This is a genomic window from Streptomyces megasporus (assembly GCF_000718985.1).
Lineage (GTDB): Bacteria > Actinomycetota > Actinomycetes > Streptomycetales > Streptomycetaceae > Streptomyces > Streptomyces megasporus.
On the sequence record NZ_JODL01000031.1, the window covers coordinates 52,597 to 70,872 of the forward strand.

Annotated in this window: 15 protein-coding genes; 6 read left to right on the top strand and 9 right to left on the bottom strand. The window is 74.4% G+C overall.

All coding sequences use genetic code 11. From position 1 onward, the window contains the following. The first annotated feature begins 3 nt into the window (after positions 1-3). The 4 genes from IF47_RS0122835 (at position 4) to fxsA (ending at position 5,373) form a co-directional block, all read left to right on the top strand. Positions 4-1,644: an amidohydrolase gene (locus IF47_RS0122835; RefSeq protein ID WP_031510827.1), complete on the top strand. Its 1,641-nt coding sequence runs from the start codon at positions 4-6 to the stop codon at positions 1,642-1,644. 556 nt (positions 1,645-2,200) lie between these two features. Then, entirely contained in the window at positions 2,201-3,985 is a 1,785-nt protein-coding gene (lnt, locus tag IF47_RS0122840; RefSeq protein ID WP_051718118.1) for an apolipoprotein N-acyltransferase, read from the top strand. Then, entirely contained in the window at positions 3,960-4,733 is a 774-nt protein-coding gene (locus IF47_RS0122845; protein ID WP_031510829.1) for a polyprenol monophosphomannose synthase, read from the top strand. The genes lnt and IF47_RS0122845 overlap by 26 nt, the downstream gene beginning before the upstream one ends. A gap of 1 nt (position 4,734) precedes the next feature. Then, entirely contained in the window at positions 4,735-5,373 is a 639-nt protein-coding gene (gene fxsA, locus IF47_RS0122850) for an FxsA family membrane protein (RefSeq protein WP_031510830.1), read from the top strand. A 99-nt stretch (positions 5,374-5,472) separates the two neighbouring features. Here fxsA and IF47_RS0122855 read toward each other — a convergent pair whose 3' ends face one another. The 4 genes from IF47_RS0122855 to yczE all read right to left on the bottom strand — a co-directional run bounded on the left by IF47_RS0122855 (position 5,473) and on the right by yczE (position 9,089). Next, positions 5,473-5,850, bottom strand: coding sequence for an RNA polymerase-binding protein RbpA (locus IF47_RS0122855; protein WP_031510831.1), 378 nt, complete (start codon positions 5,848-5,850; stop codon positions 5,473-5,475). A 265-nt stretch (positions 5,851-6,115) separates the two neighbouring features. Then, positions 6,116-7,510: an MFS transporter gene (locus IF47_RS0122860; RefSeq protein ID WP_425423636.1), complete on the bottom strand. Its 1,395-nt coding sequence runs from the start codon at positions 7,508-7,510 to the stop codon at positions 6,116-6,118. A gap of 80 nt (positions 7,511-7,590) precedes the next feature. Continuing rightward, on the bottom strand, positions 7,591-8,376 hold the full coding sequence (locus IF47_RS0122865) for a glycerophosphodiester phosphodiesterase family protein (RefSeq protein ID WP_031510834.1): 786 nt from the start codon (positions 8,374-8,376) through the stop codon (positions 7,591-7,593). Next, positions 8,373-9,089: a membrane protein YczE gene (gene yczE / locus IF47_RS0122870; protein ID WP_245641201.1), complete on the bottom strand. Its 717-nt coding sequence runs from the start codon at positions 9,087-9,089 to the stop codon at positions 8,373-8,375. Before yczE ends, IF47_RS0122865 begins: the two co-directional genes overlap by 4 nt. Before the next feature lie 98 nt (positions 9,090-9,187). On the opposite strand from yczE, the gene IF47_RS0122875 reads away from it, so the two are divergent. Beyond that, on the top strand, positions 9,188-10,726 hold the full coding sequence (locus tag IF47_RS0122875) for an SCO1417 family PLP biosynthesis transcription factor (protein WP_031510836.1): 1,539 nt from the start codon (positions 9,188-9,190) through the stop codon (positions 10,724-10,726). Positions 10,727-10,790: 64 nt separating this feature from the next. On the opposite strand, the gene IF47_RS0122880 is transcribed toward IF47_RS0122875, so the two are convergent. Beyond that, positions 10,791-12,395, bottom strand: coding sequence for a hypothetical protein (locus IF47_RS0122880; protein WP_211257252.1), 1,605 nt, complete (start codon positions 12,393-12,395; stop codon positions 10,791-10,793). Positions 12,396-12,455: 60 nt separating this feature from the next. Beyond that, positions 12,456-12,650 carry a hypothetical protein gene (locus IF47_RS0122885; protein ID WP_031510839.1) on the bottom strand — a complete coding sequence of 65 codons (195 nt, stop codon included), beginning with the start codon at positions 12,648-12,650 and terminating at the stop codon, positions 12,456-12,458. A gap of 595 nt (positions 12,651-13,245) precedes the next feature. On the opposite strand from IF47_RS0122885, the gene IF47_RS0122890 reads away from it, so the two are divergent. After that, positions 13,246-15,582, top strand: coding sequence for a HelD family protein (locus tag IF47_RS0122890; protein ID WP_211257253.1), 2,337 nt, complete (start codon positions 13,246-13,248; stop codon positions 15,580-15,582). A 4-nt stretch (positions 15,583-15,586) separates the two neighbouring features. On the opposite strand, the gene IF47_RS0122895 is transcribed toward IF47_RS0122890, so the two are convergent. The 3 genes from IF47_RS0122895 to IF47_RS0122905 all read right to left on the bottom strand — a co-directional run bounded on the left by IF47_RS0122895 (position 15,587) and on the right by IF47_RS0122905 (position 18,255). Next, a complete protein-coding gene (locus IF47_RS0122895) occupies positions 15,587-16,006 on the bottom strand; it encodes a DoxX family membrane protein (protein ID WP_031510841.1) in 420 nt (139 codons plus the stop codon). 135 nt (positions 16,007-16,141) lie between these two features. Then, complete coding sequence (locus IF47_RS0122900; RefSeq protein WP_031510843.1) at positions 16,142-16,375, bottom strand: DUF2277 domain-containing protein; 234 nt, start codon at positions 16,373-16,375, stop codon at positions 16,142-16,144. Between the two features lie 47 nt (positions 16,376-16,422). Further along, a complete protein-coding gene (locus IF47_RS0122905) occupies positions 16,423-18,255 on the bottom strand; it encodes a glycoside hydrolase family 15 protein (protein ID WP_031510844.1) in 1,833 nt (610 codons plus the stop codon). Positions 18,256-18,276 lie beyond the last annotated feature (21 nt).

Below are 18,276 nucleotides of genomic sequence, written 5' to 3' on the forward strand. Positions count from 1 at the left end.
GTCATGAGCGACACCACGGCCCCCCTCGACCGGCCCCGCACCGTCCTGCTGCGCGGCGGTGAGATCCACAGCCCCGCCGACCCCTTCGCCACCGCCATGGTCGTCGACGGCGACAGCATCGCCTGGATCGGCTCGGAAGGCGCCGCGGACTCCTTCGCCGACGGCGTCGACGAGGTGATCCACCTCGACGGCGCGCTCGTCACGCCCGCCTTCACCGACGCCCACGTCCACACCACCGCGACCGGTCTGGCGCTCACCGGCCTCGACCTGACCGGCGCCCGCTCCCTGGCCGACGCCCTGGCCCGCGTCCGGGCCCACGCCGAGGCCCGCCCCGGCGACCGGATCCTGCTCGGACACGGCTGGGACGCCGGCGCCTGGCCCGAGCAGCGGCCGCCCTCCCGCGCCGAACTCGACGAGGCCACCGGCGGCCGTCCGCTCTACCTCAGCCGTGTCGACGTCCACTCCGCGCTGGTCACCACCGCCCTGCTCGACCTCGTCCCCGGCATCGCCGACCTGCCCGGCCACAGGCCCGACGCCCCCCTGGCCGGGGACGCCCACCACGCGGTGCGGGCCGTCGCCCACGACTCCGTCACCCCGGCCCAGCGCGCCGAGGCCCAGCGTGCCGCCCTGCGTCACGCCGTCTCCCGCGGCATCGGCACCCTCCACGAGTGCGCGGGCCCCGAGATCTCCGGCGAGGACGACCTCACCGGTCTGCTGCGCCTGGCCGCCGAGGAGCCCGGCCCCCGCGTCCTCGGCTACTGGGCCGAACACGTCACCTCCGCCAAGGCCGCGGAGCGGGTGCGGGAGTTGGGCGCTCTCGGCGCCGCGGGGGACCTCTTCGTCGACGGCTCCCTGGGCTCCCACACCGCCCACCTCCACGAGCCCTACGCCGACGCCGACCACCGCGGCGTCGCCCACCTCGACGCCGACGCCGTCGCCGCCCACGTCGTCGCCTGCACCGAGGCCGGCGTCCAGGCCGGATTCCACGCCATCGGCGACGCCGCCCTGACCGCCGTCACCGACGGGGTGCGGGCCGCCGCCGAACGAGTCGGCCTGGACCGGGTGCGGGCCGCCCGGCACCGCGTCGAGCACGCCGAGATGCTCGACCAGGCCACCATCGCCGCCTTCGCCGAGTACGCCCTCACCGCGTCCGTGCAGCCCGCCTTCGACGCCGCCTGGGGCGGCGAGGACGGCATGTACGCCCGTCGCCTCGGTCCCGAGCGCGCCCGCACCCTCAACCCGTACGCGGCCATGCTGCGCGTCGGCATCCCCCTCGCGTTCGGGTCCGACAGCCCCGTCACCCCGCTCGACCCCTGGGGCACCCTGCGGGCCGCGGCCTTCCACCGCACCCCCGAGCACCGGATCTCCGTCCGCGCCGCCTTCACCGCCCACACCCGCGGCGGCTGGCGGGCGATCGGCCGCGACGACGCCGGCGTCCTCGTCCCCGGCGCCCCGGCCGACTACGCGATCTGGCGCGTCGGCGATCTGGTGGTGCAGGTGCCCGACGACCGGATCGCCGCCTGGTCCACCGACCCGCGCTCCGGCACCCCGGGCCTGCCCGACCTCACCCCCGGCCGCGACCTGCCCGTCTGTCTGCGGACGGTGGTCGCCGGACGGACGGTGTACACGCACTCGAACGAGTGACGTCCCGGCCGGCGGGTACCTCCGATCGATGTTCCCTTCTCCGGTCGCCGCCCGGCTTCGCTCTCCTCTCTGACCTGCTGTTTTTGTGAAAAACCGCAGGTGGGGAGGGTGTTGACAGGCGGCGGCCGTCGGCCGGTAGGTTCTGCCGAGTCCACCACAGGACGTTCGACCGGGGACCCTCCGCGCGCAGTCGTCGAACGAGCTGGGCCATGGGCGGTGCGTCCCACCGGCGTACGGCCGGGAACCAGGTCCAGCGCCCGCGGCTCGGGGACGGAAGGGTCCGGACCGGTCGGCAGGTGCGACCCGGGAAGGGGCCCGGACGCTCAGTAGACAACGGCTCTGGGCCGATCCGCAGCCGGCGGACCCCAGGCCGGCCCGAAGGGCACCGGGCCCCGATCCCGCGACGATCCGCCGGACCCCCGGCCCCCGCCGTCCCGCCGGACGGTCCCCCGCCGTCTTCCACCGCGTGAGCGCGCCCCACCCCCGGCCCACCATGGCCCCCCGGCGTTGTACGGTCGGGCTCGTCACCGCACGACCTGCAAGGAAGGCCGCGACCGTGCCATCGGGCCCCGACACCACCGCCGAAGCCGAGACCAAGGGTCCGGCCGCCGGACGGACGGACGAACCGCCGCGCCGCCGGGCGGACGCGCCCGACACCGCGCCCGACACCGCACCTGAGACCGCGCCCGACACGGCCTCCACCGGCCGTTCCGGTCGCCGCCCCCTGGCCCGGTTGGCCCGCCTGGCGCGCCGTGAGGCGTACCGCACGGCGGCGGCCGTCGCGAGCGGCGTCGCCCTGGCCGTCGCCTTCCCGCCCTACGACCTGTGGCCGCTGTCGATCGTCGCCGTCGCCGCGCTCGCCCTCCTCACCCGGGGACGGACCGCGCGGCAGGGGGCCTGGCTCGGCCTCGCCATGGGGCTGCCGTTCTTCCTCGTGCTGCTCAAGTGGCTCAACGTCGTCGGCTGGGACGCGGTGTTCGGCCTGGCCCTGGTGGAGGCGCTGTTCTTCGTGCCGATGGGCGCCGGTCTGGCCCTCGTCTCGCGGCTGCCCCTGTGGCCGCTGTGGGGGGCCTGCCTGTGGGTCGCCCAGGAGTGGGCCCGTGACCGCATCCCCTTCGGCGGCTTCCCCTGGGGGCGGCTGGCCTTCGCCAACACCGCCTCGCCCCTGACCCCACTGGCGGCCCTGGGCGGCGCCCCCCTGGTCACCTTCGCCGCCGCGCTGACCGGCGGCCTGCTCGCCGCGGCGGCCGTGGCCGTGTGGCGGTCGCGCGGACGCCGTGACCGCGCGGACGGCCCCGGACCGGTGCGCGCCGCGCTCCCGGCCGCGGGGGCCGTCGGCCTCGCCGCCGCCGTCACCGCCTCCGGGTACGCCGTGCCGGTCCCCACCGAGGCCGCCGACACCGTCCGCATCGCCGTCGTCCAGGGCAACGTCCAGCGGCCCGGCATGGACTTCCTCGGCCGCCCCATGCTGATCCTCGACAACCACGTCCGCGCCACCCTGGAATTGGCCGAGGACGTGGCGGAGGGCCGGGTGGAGCGGCCCGAGCTGGTGATCTGGCCGGAGAACGCCTCCGACCTGGACCCCCACCGGTACCCCGAGGCGTACGCGGCCATCGACCGGGCCGCGAAGGCCGTGGGCGTCCCGATCCTCGTCGGCGCCCTCGTCGACCACCCGACCCACGAGGGGTACGTCGAGAACCAGGGCATCGTCTGGGACCCCGGGACCGGCCCCGGCGCCTCCTACACCAAGCAGCACCCGGTGCCCTTCGGCGAGTACGTGCCCTACCGCGAGCAGCTCAGCAAGGTGATCACCCGCCTCGAGCGCGTCCCGCGCGACTTCTGGCCCGGGGAGCGCACCGGAGTGCTGGACGTGGGCCCGGCGCGGCTCGGCGACGTCATCTGCTTCGAGGTGGCCTACGACGAGATCGTGCGCGACACCGTCAACGACGGCGCCCGTGCCCTGGTCGTCCAGACCAACAACGCCACCTACGGCCGCACCGGCCAGCCCGAGCAGCAGCTCGCCATGTCCCGGCTGAGGGCCGTGGAGCACGGGCGGGCCGTCGTCACCGCCGCCACCAGCGGCATCAGCGCGATCGTGGCTCCCGACGGCGCGATAGAGCAGCGGACGGAGGAATTCACCCGGGACGTGCTCGTCGCAGACCTCCCCTTGCGCGACGAGATCACCCTCTCCGACCGAATCGGCTCCGCGCCGGAGTGGGTGCTCGCTATCGTGGGCGTCCTGTCCTGCGCCGCGGCGTACGTCCTCGGCCGTCGGGGGGCAGGCAGAACGGGACAGAGGGGAAGAGGCAGCGACAGTGAACGACGCCCGACAGCGCCGTAAGGGCCCGCTCGGCAGCATCCTGGTGATCATCCCGACCTACAACGAGGTCGACAACATCCGCCGGGTCGTCACCAGAGTCCGCGAGACCGTCCCCGAGGCCCACGTCCTCGTCGCCGACGACAACAGCCCCGACGGGACGGGGAAGGTCGCCGACGAACTCGCCGCCGCCGACGAACGGGTCCGGGTCCTGCACCGCAAGGGCAAGGAGGGGCTCGGCGCCGCCTACCTGGCCGGCTTCCGCTGGGGCATCGACAACGGCTACGACGTCCTGGTCGAGATGGACGCCGACGGCTCCCACCAGCCCGAGGAGCTGCCGCGGCTGCTCACCGCGCTCAAGGGCGCCGACCTGGTGCTCGGCTCGCGCTGGGTGCCGGGCGGGCGCGTGGTCAACTGGCCCCGGCACCGGGAGATCCTCTCCCGCGGCGGCAGCACCTACTCCCGACTGCTGTTGGGGGTGCCCATCCGCGACGTCACCGGCGGCTACCGGGCCTTCCGCAAGGAGACCCTGCTGGGACTGGGCATGGACGACGTGGCCTCCCAGGGATACTGCTTCCAGGTCGACCTCGCCCACCGCGCCGTGCGGGCCGGGTTCCAGGTGGTGGAGGTGCCCATCACCTTCGTCGAGCGCGAGCGCGGCGACAGCAAGATGAGCCGCGACATCGTCGCCGAGGCCCTGTGGCGGGTCACGGCCTGGGGCGTGCGCTCCCGGGTGGATCAGGTCCTCGGACGCAGCAGGCACACTGGATGACATGACGACCGGCGTACCGTACCCGTACGAGCCTCCGCGGCAGCGCCCCCGGAGCGAACCGCACGCCCGGCCCGGCGAGGGGCCCCGACGCCCGCGCGGCCGGAAACTCCTCCCCCTGGGCGTCGCCGCCTTCGCGGTGCTGGAGATCTGGCTGCTGACGCTGCTGGCGGACGCCACGAACGGACTGGTCGTCCTGGCCGTCCTCGCCGCGGGGGTGGTGCTGGGCGCCGCGGCCGTCAAGCGCGCGGGACGGCGCGCCTGGCGCGGCCTGGTCGAGACGGTGGAGAGCCTCCAGCCGGGTGCCGACCCCTCGGCCCGCGAGGCCGCGGAGGCCGGACGGCGCGGCGGGCACGGGTTCGCCATGCTCGGCGGGCTGCTGCTGATGGTGCCCGGCCTGATCTCCGACGCCGTCGGCCTGCTCTGCCTGTTCCCGCCGACCGCGGCGGTGCTGCGCCGGGGCGTCGAGCGCCGGCTCGCCCGCCGCGCGGGCTTCGCGCCCGGCTCCCTCGGCGACGCGTTCCGGCAGGCCCGCACGGCGGAGGAGCAACTGCGCATCCACCGTCCCGACGGCAAGGTCGTCCAGGGCGAGGTCCTGCGCGAGGGGACCGTCCGCGAGGAGGGCGAGGGAAGCGTGAGGTAGCCCGCCGCCCGGCGGGCACGTGCGAGGGCCCGGCCACCCCGTGGGTGGCCGGGCCCTCGCGTACGTCTCTCGTGCGCCGTGGCACGGCGTGGGCCGCCGTCAGGCGGACTTGCGCTTGCTGTCCCGCGGGTGCACGGCGATGTTCATCGTGCCGGAGCGCAGGACCGCCAGCCTCTCGGCCAGTACCTCCTCCAGCTCCTCGCGGGTGCGCCGCTCCATGAGCATGTCCCAGTGCGTGCGCGCGGGCTTGCTCTTCTTCTCCTCAGGCCCCTCGCCGTTCACCAGAAGCGCCTGGGAGCCGCAGACCTTGCACTCCCACTCCGGCGGAATCTCGGCCTCGACCGAGAACGGCATCTCGAACCGATGGCCGTTCTGGCATGCGTACTCCACGGCCTGGCGTGGCGCCAGGTCGATACCGCGGTCGGTCTCGTAGCTGGTCACCACGAGTCGCGTGCCGCGAAGAGCTCGCTCACTCATGAATCGTGCCTCCCGGGCTTGTCGCCCACAGGACAGGTGTCGCTGTCGTCGTCATCCGGTCAACGTCCGGTCGGCGGTGAAGATTCCCGATCTGGGAGATGCGTCGCCCGTCGTGCCGCCGCCTCGTCGGATATGCGGTACCCGTCGCTGCCCGCTTTGTCACATCCGGCCAGGGACGCGACGTAACGTTCGCCTATCTTTGACACGCAGTAACGGTCCATCCAACGAGCCGAAGGCGTACACTACCCGCCCTTTGCCCGATGGCCTAAATCCGATCCGGCTCCGCGGCGCGCACCGCCGCCATCGCTCGTCCCACCGGTACCCGCGTCAGCAGGACGAAACCCAGGACGAAGAAGATCACCAGGGAGATGATCGCGTCCCGGTAGCTCCCGGTGAGCTGGTAGGTCAGGCCGAACACCAGCGGTCCCAGCCAGCTCGTCCCGCGGTCGCTGACCTCGTAGAGCGAGAAGTACTCCGCCTCCTTGCCGGGCGGCACCAGTTGCGCGAACAGCGACCGCGACAGCGCCTGGGTGCCGCCCAGCACCATCCCGATCGCGGCGGCCAGCACGAAGAACCACACCGGCGCCCCGGCGGGCAGCACGTACCCGGCTCCCACCGTCGCCGTCCAGGCCACCAGCGAGCCCAGGATCGTGCGCTTGGCCCCGTAACGGACGGCCAGCCGGCCCAGCAGCAGCGCCCCCACCACGGCCAGGACCTGCACCAGCAGGATCGCGCCGATCAGCGTGGTCTGGTCCATCCCCAGCTCCCTGGAGCCGAACACCGACGCCTGGGTGATCACCGTCTGCACGCCGTCGTTGTAGAGCAGGTAGGCCAGCAGGAACAGCAGGGTCAGCGGGTACCGCCGCAGCTCGCGCAGCGTGCCGGCGAGCTGTCGCCAACCGCCGCCGAGGGAGGCCCGCGCGCCGCCCGCCGCGTCCCCCGCCGAGCCCGGCCGGTCGCGCAGCCGCCGCAGCGGGACGATCGTGAAGATCGCCCACCACAGTCCGGCCGACGCCAGACAGATCCGCACCGCCGTGCCCTCGGTGACCCCCAGCGACTCGTGCCCGAGGAACAGCGCGAGGTTGGCCACCAGCACCAGCGCCCCGGCCGCGTAGCCGAAGGCCCAGCCGCGGGAGGAGACCGCGTCCCGCTCCTCGGGGGTGGCGATCTGCGGCAGGAACGAGTTGTAGATCACCGAGGCCGTGGCGAAGGAGACGTTCGCCACCACCAGCAGCGCCCCGCCCAGCAGGTAGCGGTCGCCGTCCAGGAAGAACATCCCCATGGTGGCCGTCGCCCCCAGGTAGGCGAACGCGCCCAGCAGGGGCCGCTTGCGGCCCGACCGGTCCGCGACCGCCGCCACCAGCGGCATCACCAGCACCGACAGCAGCACCGACAGGGAGACGACGTAGGCGAAGTACGACCCGGCCCGCACCGGGAGGCCCAGCGGGTGGACGTATCCGGCGGCGTCCGCGGCGGCCTCGGCGACCTCGGTCAGATAGGGCCCGAGGAAGACGGTGAGCACGCTGGTGGAGAAGACGGAGTTGGCCCAGTCGTAGAAGTACCAGCCGCGCTGCTCGCGCCGCCGTGCCGCCGCCTCCGCGGCGGCCCCGGAGCCGCCCCCCGGGTCGCCGTCCGTGCCCGTCACGGTCTCGGTGTCCACCCCACGCCCCCTCGCGTCCGTACGCCGGCGGGGACGCGCGGAGGGAAGGCCCCGGTGTCGCGGGCGGCCGGACCGCCGACCTATCCGCTCCAGGCCCCCCGCTCGGCCAGCACCGTGCGCAGTGTCTCGATGTGATCGGTCATGATGCCATCCACGCCCAGATCCAGCAGTGCCCGCATCCGCGCCGGATCGTTGACCGTCCACACGTGCACCTGCAGACCCCTGGCGTGGGCGTGCCGCACGAACGCCCGGTCCACCACCCGCACCCCGCCGTGCCGCACGGGAACCTGGGCGCACAGCGCGGAGCGGCTCACCGAACCCGGCAGGCGGTACGAGCGCAGCCGCAGGCCCAGCACGCCGCGCGTGCCCAGCGAGGTGGCCAGACGCCGGCCCGCCAGGGCGCGGGCCCTGGCCACCCGCGCCTCGGAGAAGGCGCCCACGCACACCCGGTCCCAGGCGTCGGCGGCGTCCAGGACCTCCAGCAGCGGGGGCAGGGCGGCGTCCGCCTTGACGTCGATGTTCCACCGGGCGCCGGGGAAGGCGCGCAGCAGGTCGGCGAAGAGCGGCACCGGCTCGCTGCCGCCCACCCGCACCCGGCTCACCTCCGCCCAGGACAGGGAGGCGATCGGGCCGCTGCCGTCCGTCACCCGGTCCAGCGTGGCGTCGTGGAAGGCGACCAGCCGCCCGTCCGCCGTGACGTGCACGTCGGTTTCCAGATAGCGGTAGCCCAGTTCGACGGCCCGGGCGAAGGCGGCGTGGGTGTTCTCCAGGCCCGCGGCGGCGCCGCCCCGGTGGGCGAAGGCCAGGGGGGCGGGGTGGTCGAAGAAGGGGTGGGCGGGGCGCGGGGGCGTGGCGGGAGCTGTCACGAGGGCAGTATGGCGCGCCCGTCGCTGTGCTCCTCGGGGTGCTCCCGGGTGCGACCCCGCGCGTCGGAGCCGGCGGCGACGAGGGAGTCCCCGCCGGGAGCGGGGACGGCGAACACCCGCAGGAAGACCTGGGACAGCGGCCCGATCGCCAGCGCGTAGGCCACCGTCCCCACGCCCACCGTGCCGCCCAGCAGGAAGCCGGTGACCAGCACCGCCACCTCGATGCCCGTCCGCACCAACCGGACCGACCGACCGGTGACCCGGTGCAGGCCGGTCATCAGCCCGTCGCGCGGCCCCGGACCGAAGCGCGCCGAGATGTACAGGCCGGTCGCCACCCCGTTGAGCACGATCGCGCCGACCAGCATCGGCACCCGCACCGCCATCGCGCGTGGCTCCGGCAGCAGGGCCAGCGTGGCGTCCATGACGAGACCGATCACGACCACGTTGGAGACGGTGCCCAGGCCGAGCCGTTGGCGCAGGGGTATCCACAACAGCAGCACCGCCGCTCCCGCGGCGATCGTCACGGTGCCGATCGTCAGCCCGGCGCGCTCCGCCACGCCCTGGTGGAAGACGCCCCACGGGTCGAGCCCGAGACCGGCCCGCACCATCAGCGCCGCGCTCGCCCCGTAGAGCGCCAGCCCGACGTAGAGCTGGAGCAGGCGGCGGACGAGGCGGTCGGAAGAACCCCCGAAAAACCCTCTGAGAACGAACAACGATCCTTCCTTTCTGGCGCAGTGGACCGGCGCGTGTCACTCTGTGGCCTGTAAGTGGTTCGTGACCATGGCCAATTCCCAGAAGGTGGACTCGACAGATGGCGCAGTGGACTTCGACGGTCGGAGCGCAGCAGCTCGCCCGTCTCCTGGCCTCCCAGCGCGCCGCCGCGCCCGGTGCCGAAGGGGGCGGGACGCGGCGCGTACCGGCCTACCGGGCACTCGCCGACGGCGTGCGCCTGCTGGTCCTGGAAGGGCGCGTCCCCGTCGCCACCCGCCTGCCCGCCGAACGCGAACTGGCCGCGGCCCTCGGCGTCAGCCGCACCACCGTCGCCGCGGCCTACGAGGCGCTCCGCGCCGACGGGTTCCTCTCCTCGCGGCGCGGCGCGGGAAGCTGGACGGCCCTGCCCGCCGGGAACCCCCTCCCCACGGGAGGGCTGGAGCCCCTGCCGCCCGAGGCCGCCGGAACCATGATCGACCTGGGGCTGGCCGCCCTCCCCGCTCCCGAGCCGTGGGTCACCCGCGCCTTCCAGGGCGCGCTGGCGGACCTGCCGCTCTACGTCCACACCCACGGCGACTACCCGGCGGGGCTGCCCGCTCTGCGCCAGGCCCTCGCCGACCGCTACACCGCCCGCGGCGTCCCCACCATGCCCGAGCAGATCATGGTCACCGCGGGGGCGATGGGCGCGGTGGCCGCCATCCGCGGCCTGTTCGCCCCGCGCGGAGAGCGGATCGCCGTCGAACACCCCTCGTACGCCAACATCCTGCAACTGTTGCGCGAGGCGGGGGCCCGGCTGGTGCCCGTGGCGATGGGCGAGGGGCTGTCCGGCTGGGACCTGGCCGCCTGGCGCCGGGTGCTGCGCGACGCCGCACCCCGGATGGCCTACGTCATCACCGACTACCACAACCCCACCGGCGCGTTGGAGGACGAGGAGCGGCGTCGCGAACTGGTCGCCGCCGCCCGCGCCGCGGGGACCGTCCTCGTGGCGGACGAGACCATGTCCGGCCTCGACCTGGACCCCCCGCCCGACGGCCGGGCGCCCCGCTCGGTCGCGGCGTTCGACCCCGGCGGGTCGACCGTCGTCACCGTCGGGTCGGCCAGCAAGTCCATCTGGACCGGGCTGCGCATCGGCTGGGTCCGCGCCGCCCCGGAGACCATCCGCCGCCTGGTGGCCGCCCGTGCCTGGGCCGACCTCGGCAGCCCCGTGATGGAACAGCTCGCCGTCGCCCGACTGCTGGCCGAGGACGGCGGGGACGGCGAGCGGGGAAGCGGCTGGGACCGGGCCGTCGCCGTCCGCCGGGAGAGGGTCCGGGAGAACCGCGACTCCCTCGTCTCGGCGCTCCGACGGCACCTGCCCGACTGGGAGTTCACCGTCCCGCACGGCGGCCTCACCCTGTGGGTGCGCACCGGTGGCCTGTCCGGTTCGCGGATCGCCGAGGCGGGGGAGCGGCTGGGCGTCCGCGTCCCCTCCGGGACGCGGTTCGGCGTGGACGGCGCCTTCGAGGGCTATGTGCGGTTGCCGTTCACGGTCTCCGGCCCGGTCGCCGAGGAGGCCGCCGTCCGGCTGGCCACCGCCGCGCGCCTGGTGGCCGAGGGACGGAGCGTGGGGGCCGACGCCCCGCGCTCCGTCGTCGCCTGACCGTCGCCCGGGGGCCGGCGGACGTCGCCGGCCGGGGCGGGCCGTCGGAGAGGGCCGGGGACCGTCACCGTCCCGCCCGGCGGCCCGCCCCGGCCATCGGTTCCGTCAGCAGGTCCAGGACCGCCCGTCGCTGCGGCTCGGTCGCCTCCTCGTCGTACGGGTTCGGGGTGGCGGGCACCTGGAGGCGGTGCACCGGGCCCGTGCCGAGCCGGGCGTAGCCGCGCCCCGGCGGCACCCGGGGCGGCGGTGTGGTGGCGGGCGCCTCGCCGAGCACCGCCCGTACCTGGTCCGGGGTCGCCGGGCCCAGCACCGCCCGCGCCCGGGTGTGGGCCCGCACGGCGCCGACCAGGCTCTCCGCGCCCTCGAACTGGTCGGCGATCGCCACGGTCACCCGCACCGCGCGCCCGTACCGCAGGGGAACCTGGAGCAGGTCCTGCGGGTCGCGCTGGCCCTCGGAGCGCGCCAGATGGCCGAGGGTCGAGGGTCGATCCACCAGGACCCACAGCGGGCGGCAGACGTCCTCCGGCGCGTCCCGGCCGGTCTGCCGGGCCCGGTTCGAGGCCAGCAGCCTGCGCTCGGTCTCCCGCGTCACCCACTCCAGCGACGACAGCGCGCCGGCCAGCGTCGGCTCCACCGCCAACACCCCGGCGCGCCCCGCCAGGAACGCGTACTCGCCCGCGCCGCCGCCGTCCACGATCAGGACCTCGCCGTGCCCGAGCGCCTGGAGGGCGATGGACCGCAGCAGCGTGGTGGTCCCCGCGCCGGGCCGTCCCAGCGCCAGCAGGTGGGGTTCGGCGGACCGCGGGCCGGTGCGCCACACGACCGGGGGCAGGTCCCGCTGCCCGCCGCCGTCCTCGGCCACCGGAACGGTGCGCCGGACGGTGTGGGGGTCGGTGAACCCCAGCACGATCTCGCCCGGGGCGGTGACGAAGCGCTGCGCGTGGACGTCCGTCGGCAGCGGCGGCAGCGCCGTCAGGGTCAGCTCGCCCGCCTCCTCGTCCCAGGCGAAGCGGTACTCCCGCCCCCGTCCGGCCTTGGCGCACAGCAGTCGCTGGAGGCGTGTCCGGGACTCCGGGTCCCCGTCGCCGAAGTGCGGCGGGTAGCGCAGCCGCAGGTGGGCCAGTCGTCCCTCCTCGGTGAACTCGAAGGCGGTGAAGGCCCGTCGCCAGTCGCCGTCGTGGGCGTACAGCGGCTGCGGGCGGGGGTCGTCGACGATGGAGAGGTGCGGGACCAGCGCCTCGTAGAGGGTCTGCAGCCGCGCGCGTTCCGCCTCGCCCGGCTCGCCGTCGGCCGCGTCGGCGGATCGGTCGCGGCCCTGCCAGGCCAGGGCGCCCGCCAGGGCGATCGCGCCGATCAGCGTCCCGTAGGGCGTCAGCCACAGGGTCAGCAGACAGGCGGCGACCGCGAGGAGCACGGGTCTCCGCCTCTCCTTGGGGGTCCGCTCCCACCACCGCCGCACCGACGTGACGGCGCGGCCGAGGCCGCGGGCGACCAGGACCGCGAGGCGCAGGACGTCGAGGGCGCGGTGCGCGGCCGTCCGCGACAGGTCCCGCCCGCGACCCGGGGGAGCGGCGGTCGCACACGTGGGCGGGGCGGGGTGGGAGGGGGGAGAGGAGGTGGGTGAAGCGTGCAGTGGGGTCAGTGTGCGGGGGAAGGGGCGCCAGGCCACGCCGATCTCCTGCCGTCCGGAGCCCTGGGGCTCGAGGGTCCTGGAAGTCCTGGGAACTGTCTAGAAGGTGAGTTCTCCGATGAGGTCGGCGAGCGTCGCGCCGCCCGCCTGGATACCGGGTGCGATGGCCGATCCCGCGAGGTAGAAACCGAACAGCGCGCACACGATGGCGTGGGAGAGCTTGAGGTTGTCCTTGCGGAAGAACAGGAAGACGATCACTCCGAACAACAGGACACCGGAGATCGACAGCACCATGGGTACTCCTGTGTGACGATGGGATGGTCACCGTGTGTGCCTCAAGCTTCACAGAGCGCTCGGCGTGCCGAAAGCGGCGATAGGGTGATTTAGCACATTTCTTCTGCTCCCCTCGGGGGGAAGCGGGATTGAATCATCGAGCGTGTGATCCGGCGACCGTTCCCTCCGGCGTGTCCGCCCGTGTCTTCGATCCCGCGGCGCCGGGAGTCGGAGCCGTACGCCCGAACGCGGTCGCCCGCGCCTTCGCGCGGCGATGTGTGGACGGGGGCGCCGTCGACCACGGCGTCCCGTGCGGGGGCGCCTGCCGCGTGGCGGAGGAGGAGTCGCCGCTCGCGGAGCCGGGGCCTCGGCCCCCGCTTGTCGCCGAAGCGGGTGAGCGGTGCGCCCGGGGAGCGGTTCGTCGCCGCGGCGATCGCCTCGCCGCGTACTTCTCGCCCGGGAGTCGCCTCCTGCTCCCAGAGGCGGGCGGAAAAGGCGGAAAAGCCTTGAAGAAGGAAGTGGATTCTCGCTAGATTTGCGATTCCGAGAATTCACCTCAAAGGCATTCTTGTGAGTTCATTTTAGCGAATGGAGGGCCTTTTTGTCAAGGCGGGAAATCGAAAAGGAACAGCGCCGTGTCACCCGTCTCCACCACCTCCTTGACGCGCTCCGCGACCGGGAGGCCGATCGGCTGAAGCGGACTCTTTCGCAGGCCACGGGCGGTCACCAGGCGTTGCTGGAGAGAGATGTGACGGCCAATCGACTCCGGGAGAGGATCACCCGTCTGGACGCCGCCGAGAACGGTCTCTGCTTCGGACGGCTCGACCTGGAGGACGGTGAACGCCGTTATGTGGGGCGTCTCGGAATCCTCGACGAGGAGGCGGACCACGAACCGGTTCTGATCGACTGGCGGGCTCCCGCCGCCCGCCCTTTCTACACCGCCACCGGAATCTCCCCCCAGGGCGTCCGGCGGCGTCGGCACATCCGGACCAGTGGGCGGACGGTCACCGGAGTCCAGGACGAACTGCTCGCCCCGGACGCGGCGGCCGACACCGAGGGTCTGACGGGCGAGGCCGCCCTGTTGGCCGCGTTGGACGCCGACCGCACCGGGCGGATGAGCGACATCGTGGAGACCATCCAGGCCGAACAGGACCGGATCATCCGGGCCCCCCGGGCCGGGGTGCTGGTCGTCCAGGGCGGCCCCGGCACCGGTAAGACCGCCGTCGCCCTGCACCGGGCCGCCTACCTGCTCTACACCCACCGGGAGCGGTTGGAGCGGAGCGTGGTGCTGCTCGTCGGTCCCAACCCGCTCTTCCTGCGGTACGTCGGGGAGGTGCTGCCCTCCCTCGGCGAGACCAGCGTGCTGCCGACGACCGTCGCGGACCTGTACCCCGGAGTCGTCGCGGACGGCGCCGAGCCGGCCGGCACCGCCGAGATCAAGGGGCGCGCGATCATGGCGGAGGTGGTGGCCGCCGCCGTACGCGACCGACAGCGGGCGCCCGACGACGGGCTGGAGATCGTCCACGGCCGCGAGACCGTCCGGATCGGACCGGACGTCTGCCGGCGGGCTCGGGACCGCGCCCGCGCCGGAGGACTGCCGCACAACCGGGCCCGCCCGGTGTTCGTCGGGCTCGTGATCGACGCCCTCGCCCGACGGATCGCCGAACAAGTCACGGCCTCCGTGCTCGACGGCGTCCCCGTCGAGGCGATCGACGGACCGGAGGCGGAACCCCTCGTCCTCTTCGAGGAGGACGACATCGAGGGCATCCGCCGGGAACTGCGCGAAGACCCCGAGGTGTGCGCGGCGATCGACGAGTTGTGGCCGCCGCTCACCCCGCGACGCCTGCTGACCGACCTGTACGCCTCGCCCGAGCGGTTGGCCTCCGCCGCCCCCGACCTCACGCCCGCCGAGCGCGCCCTGCTGCTGCGCGCTCCCGGGAGCCCGTGGACACCGGCGGACGTCCCGCTGCTGGACGAGGCCGCCGAACTGCTGGGGGAGGACGACCGGGCGGCCCGCGAGGCAGCCGAGGCCGAACACCGGGACCGGGTCGCCCTCGCCCAGGAGGCGCTGGACGTCTCCTACGGCTCCCGCTCCACCGACGCGGAGTCCGAGGAGGAGGCGGAGATCCTCGCCGCCCACGATCTGCTGGACGCGCGGCGGCTGGCCGAGCGGCACGAGGAGACGGACCACCGGACCCCCGCCGAACGCGCGGCGGCCGACCGCACCTGGGCCTTCGGACACGTCGTCGTGGACGAGGCGCAGGAACTGTCCGCGATGGACTGGCGGCTGCTGATGCGGCGCTGCCCGAACCGTTCGATGACGCTGGTCGGGGACATCGCCCAGACCGGCTCCCCGGCGGGCGCCTCGTCCTGGCGGGAGGTGCTCGCGCCGTACGTGGGAGACCGCTGGAGGTTGGAACGGCTGGAGGTCAACTACCGCACTCCGGCCGAGATCGCGGAGATCGCCGCTGAGGTGTCGGCCGCGTCCGGCGCGCCGTGCGATCCGCCGCGCGCGGTGCGCTCCACCGGCACCCGACCGTGGCGGACGCGCGTGGCCCCCGACGACCTGCCCGTCGCCCTGGCCGCCCTGGTGGTCGAGGAGGCCGCCGAGGTGGGGGAGGGGCGGCTCGCGGTGATCGTGCCGAGTGCCCGACTGGAGGAACTGGGCCGCGCCGTCGCGGCGGCCGTGCCGGGGACGGGGGTCGGTCGGGACGCCCGGCTGGAGGCCTCGGTGGTGGTGCTCGACGCGGCACGGGCCAAGGGGCTGGAGTTCGACTCGGTCGTGGTCGTGGAACCGGAACGGGTGGTGGCCGGCGCGCCGCGCGGCGCGAACGATCTGTACGTCGCCCTCACCCGGGCCACCCGACGGCTGGGCGTGCTGCACACGGGCGAGCCGCCGGCCGCGCTCGCCCGTCTGGGGCCCCGCGGGACGGACGCCGGGGCCGGCCGGTGAGGGGTCAGTCCGCGGAAAACAGCGGGCCGGTGAAGGTCAGGCCGAGGTCGTCGCCGCAGAGGGAGAAGAACCCCAGCGTCATCAGGGCGGCTCCGGCCAGGGAGATGTCCTTGAGGAAGCTGGTCGTCGTCTGCTGCCGCGTGAGCGGATCGCTCCTTCTCCAGAAGGGGTGCATCAGGAAGGCGGTGGGCACCAGGAAGACGAACAGCAGCAGGGCGCCGAGGTCCGGCCAGACACCGAGGAGGACGCTCAGCCCTCCCAGGAGCAGCAGGAGGCCTCCGACGACCGTCGCGGCCCGGGAGGCGGGTACGCCCATGAAGGCGGCGTACCCGGCCATCTGCCGGGAGCCCAGGAGGTGCCCCACCGCCGCGCTCAGGAAGAGGAGGGCGAACAGGACACGCCCGAGGAACACCAGGAACTCCATCGGTACCTCCGTGGCGTCGCGTCCGGCCGGAACGCCGGTCGACGGTCTGTCGGGAGAGGGGCGGAGGGCACAGTTCCCCTTCCGGCGGGAAACAGTCCCGCCCCCCGGCCCGACGGAGTGGGGCGATCCGGTGGTTCAGGGCCGGGCGTCCGCCCGGCCCGTCCGGCCCCGCACCTCCAATTCGTCGAGCAGGTGCCGGGTCGCCTCGGCCACCGCCTCGACGGCCCGGTCGAACGCGGCGCTGTTGTGGGCGGCGGGGGCGCGGAAGCCCGAGACCTTGCGGACGTACTGGAGGGCCGCCGCCCGGACGTCCTCGTCGGTCGCCTCGGGCATCATGGGCGGGCGGAGTGTCTTGATGCTGCGGCACATGTCCCCAGTGTGACGCGGAAGGCGCGCGCCCGGGGAACGGACGGGGGTCAGTCCGCCGGTGCGTGCCGTCCGCGGGCGGAGCGGTGCCGGGCCGGTCCCTGGCCTCCGCCGGCCAGGAGCTGCGCGGTGGCCACCAGCGGGATGTGGGAGAGGGTCTGCGGGAAGTTGCCGACCAGCCGCCCGTGCCCGGTGTCGTACTCCTCCGAGAGCAGACCGAGGTCGTTGCGCAGGTCCAGCAGGCGCTCGAACAACTCCCTGCCCCGCCGCTCGTCGCCCCGCAGGATGTGGTTGTCGGCCAGCCAGAACGTGCAGGGCAGGAAGGAGCCCTCGCCGGCGGGCAGACCGTCCACGGCCTCGCTCCGCCCGTCCGTCGCGTAGCGGAGCACGAGGCCGTCCTGGAGCAGTTCCCGCTCGACGGCGGCCACGGTGCCCCTCATCCGCGGATCGTCGGCGGGCAGGAAGCCCACGGAGGGGATGAGCAGCAGCGAGGCGTCCGGTTCGGCGGAGCCGTAGTACTGGGTGAAGGTGCCGCGGTCGGCGTCGTAGCCGCGCTCGCAGACCTCCCGGTGGATCTCCCGCCGCAGGCGTCGCCAGCGGTCGGCGGGGCCGTCGAGACCGAAGCGCTCCACCGCCTCGACCGCCCGGTCCGCGGCCACCCACGCCATGACCTTGGAGTGGGTGAAGTCCCGCCGGGGGCCGCGCGTCTCCCAGAGGCCGTTGTCGGGATCGCGCCAGTGGGACTCCAGGAAGTCCATCAGCGCGCGCTGGACCCGCCAGGCGTCCGGGTCCGGCGACACGCCCCGGACCCTGGCATGGTGCAGGACGTCCATCAACTCGCCGTGGACGTCCGACTGCCGTTGCCCGGAGGCGGCGTTGCCGATGCGCACCGGGAGGGAGCCCTCGTACCCCGGCAGCCAGTCCAGTTCCGTCTCGGGCAGCAGGCGTTCGCCCTCGACGCCGTACACGACCTGCATGCGGTCCGGCTCCCCGGCCAGCGCGCGCAGCAGCCACTCGCGCCAGGCGACCGCCTCCTGCGCGTACCCGGCGTCCAGCAGGGACAGCAGGGTGAAGGTGGCGTCGCGCAGCCAGCAGTAGCGGTGGTCCCAGTTGCGCACCCCGCCCAGGAACTCGGGCAGCGAGGTGGTGGGGGCCGCGACGATGCCGCCGCTGGGGGAGTGGCTCAGGGCCTTGAGGACGACCAGGGAGCGGACGACCGCCTCCCGGTACTCGCCGACGTACGCGCAGCGGTCGGCCCACCGCTGCCACCACCGTTCGGTGGCCGCCACGCTGTCGGCCGGCGGCGGCGCGTCCGGCGGGGCGGGCTCCGCGCCGTGCGGACCGCTCCAGGCGAGCCGGAAACCCACCCGGTCGCCCGCGCCCACGAGGAAGTCGGCCGTGCAGTCGCCCTGGTCGACGGTGAAGTCCACGTCGGAGTCGGCGACGACCGCGTTCGGCCCGGCGTGGGCGCGCAGCCTCCGTCCCTCGGGGCGCAGCCATGCCGGGGTCTTGCCGTAGTCGAAGCACAGGCGCAGCCGGGACCGTATCCGTACGCGCCCCTCCAGCCCCTCGACCAGGCGCACCACCGCGGGTCCCCCGCCGTCGACCGGCATGCAGTCGATCACGCGCGCCCGGCCCTCGGTGCCGGCGTACTCGGTCTCCAGCCCCAGGCTGTCGCCCCGGTAGCGTCGGGACAGCGGCCGGGCCCGGTCGGTGGGGGAGAGCAGCCACCGACCGTGTTCGGGGCGGCCGAGGAGGGCCGCGAAGCACGCGTCGGAGTCGAACCGGGGCAGGCACAGCCAGTCGATCGAGCCGTCGTAGCCCACCAGCGCGGCGGTGTGCGTGTCGCCCAGCAGGGCGTAGTCCTCCAGGCGCAGCGGCACGGGGCGCCTCCTTCTCCGCCG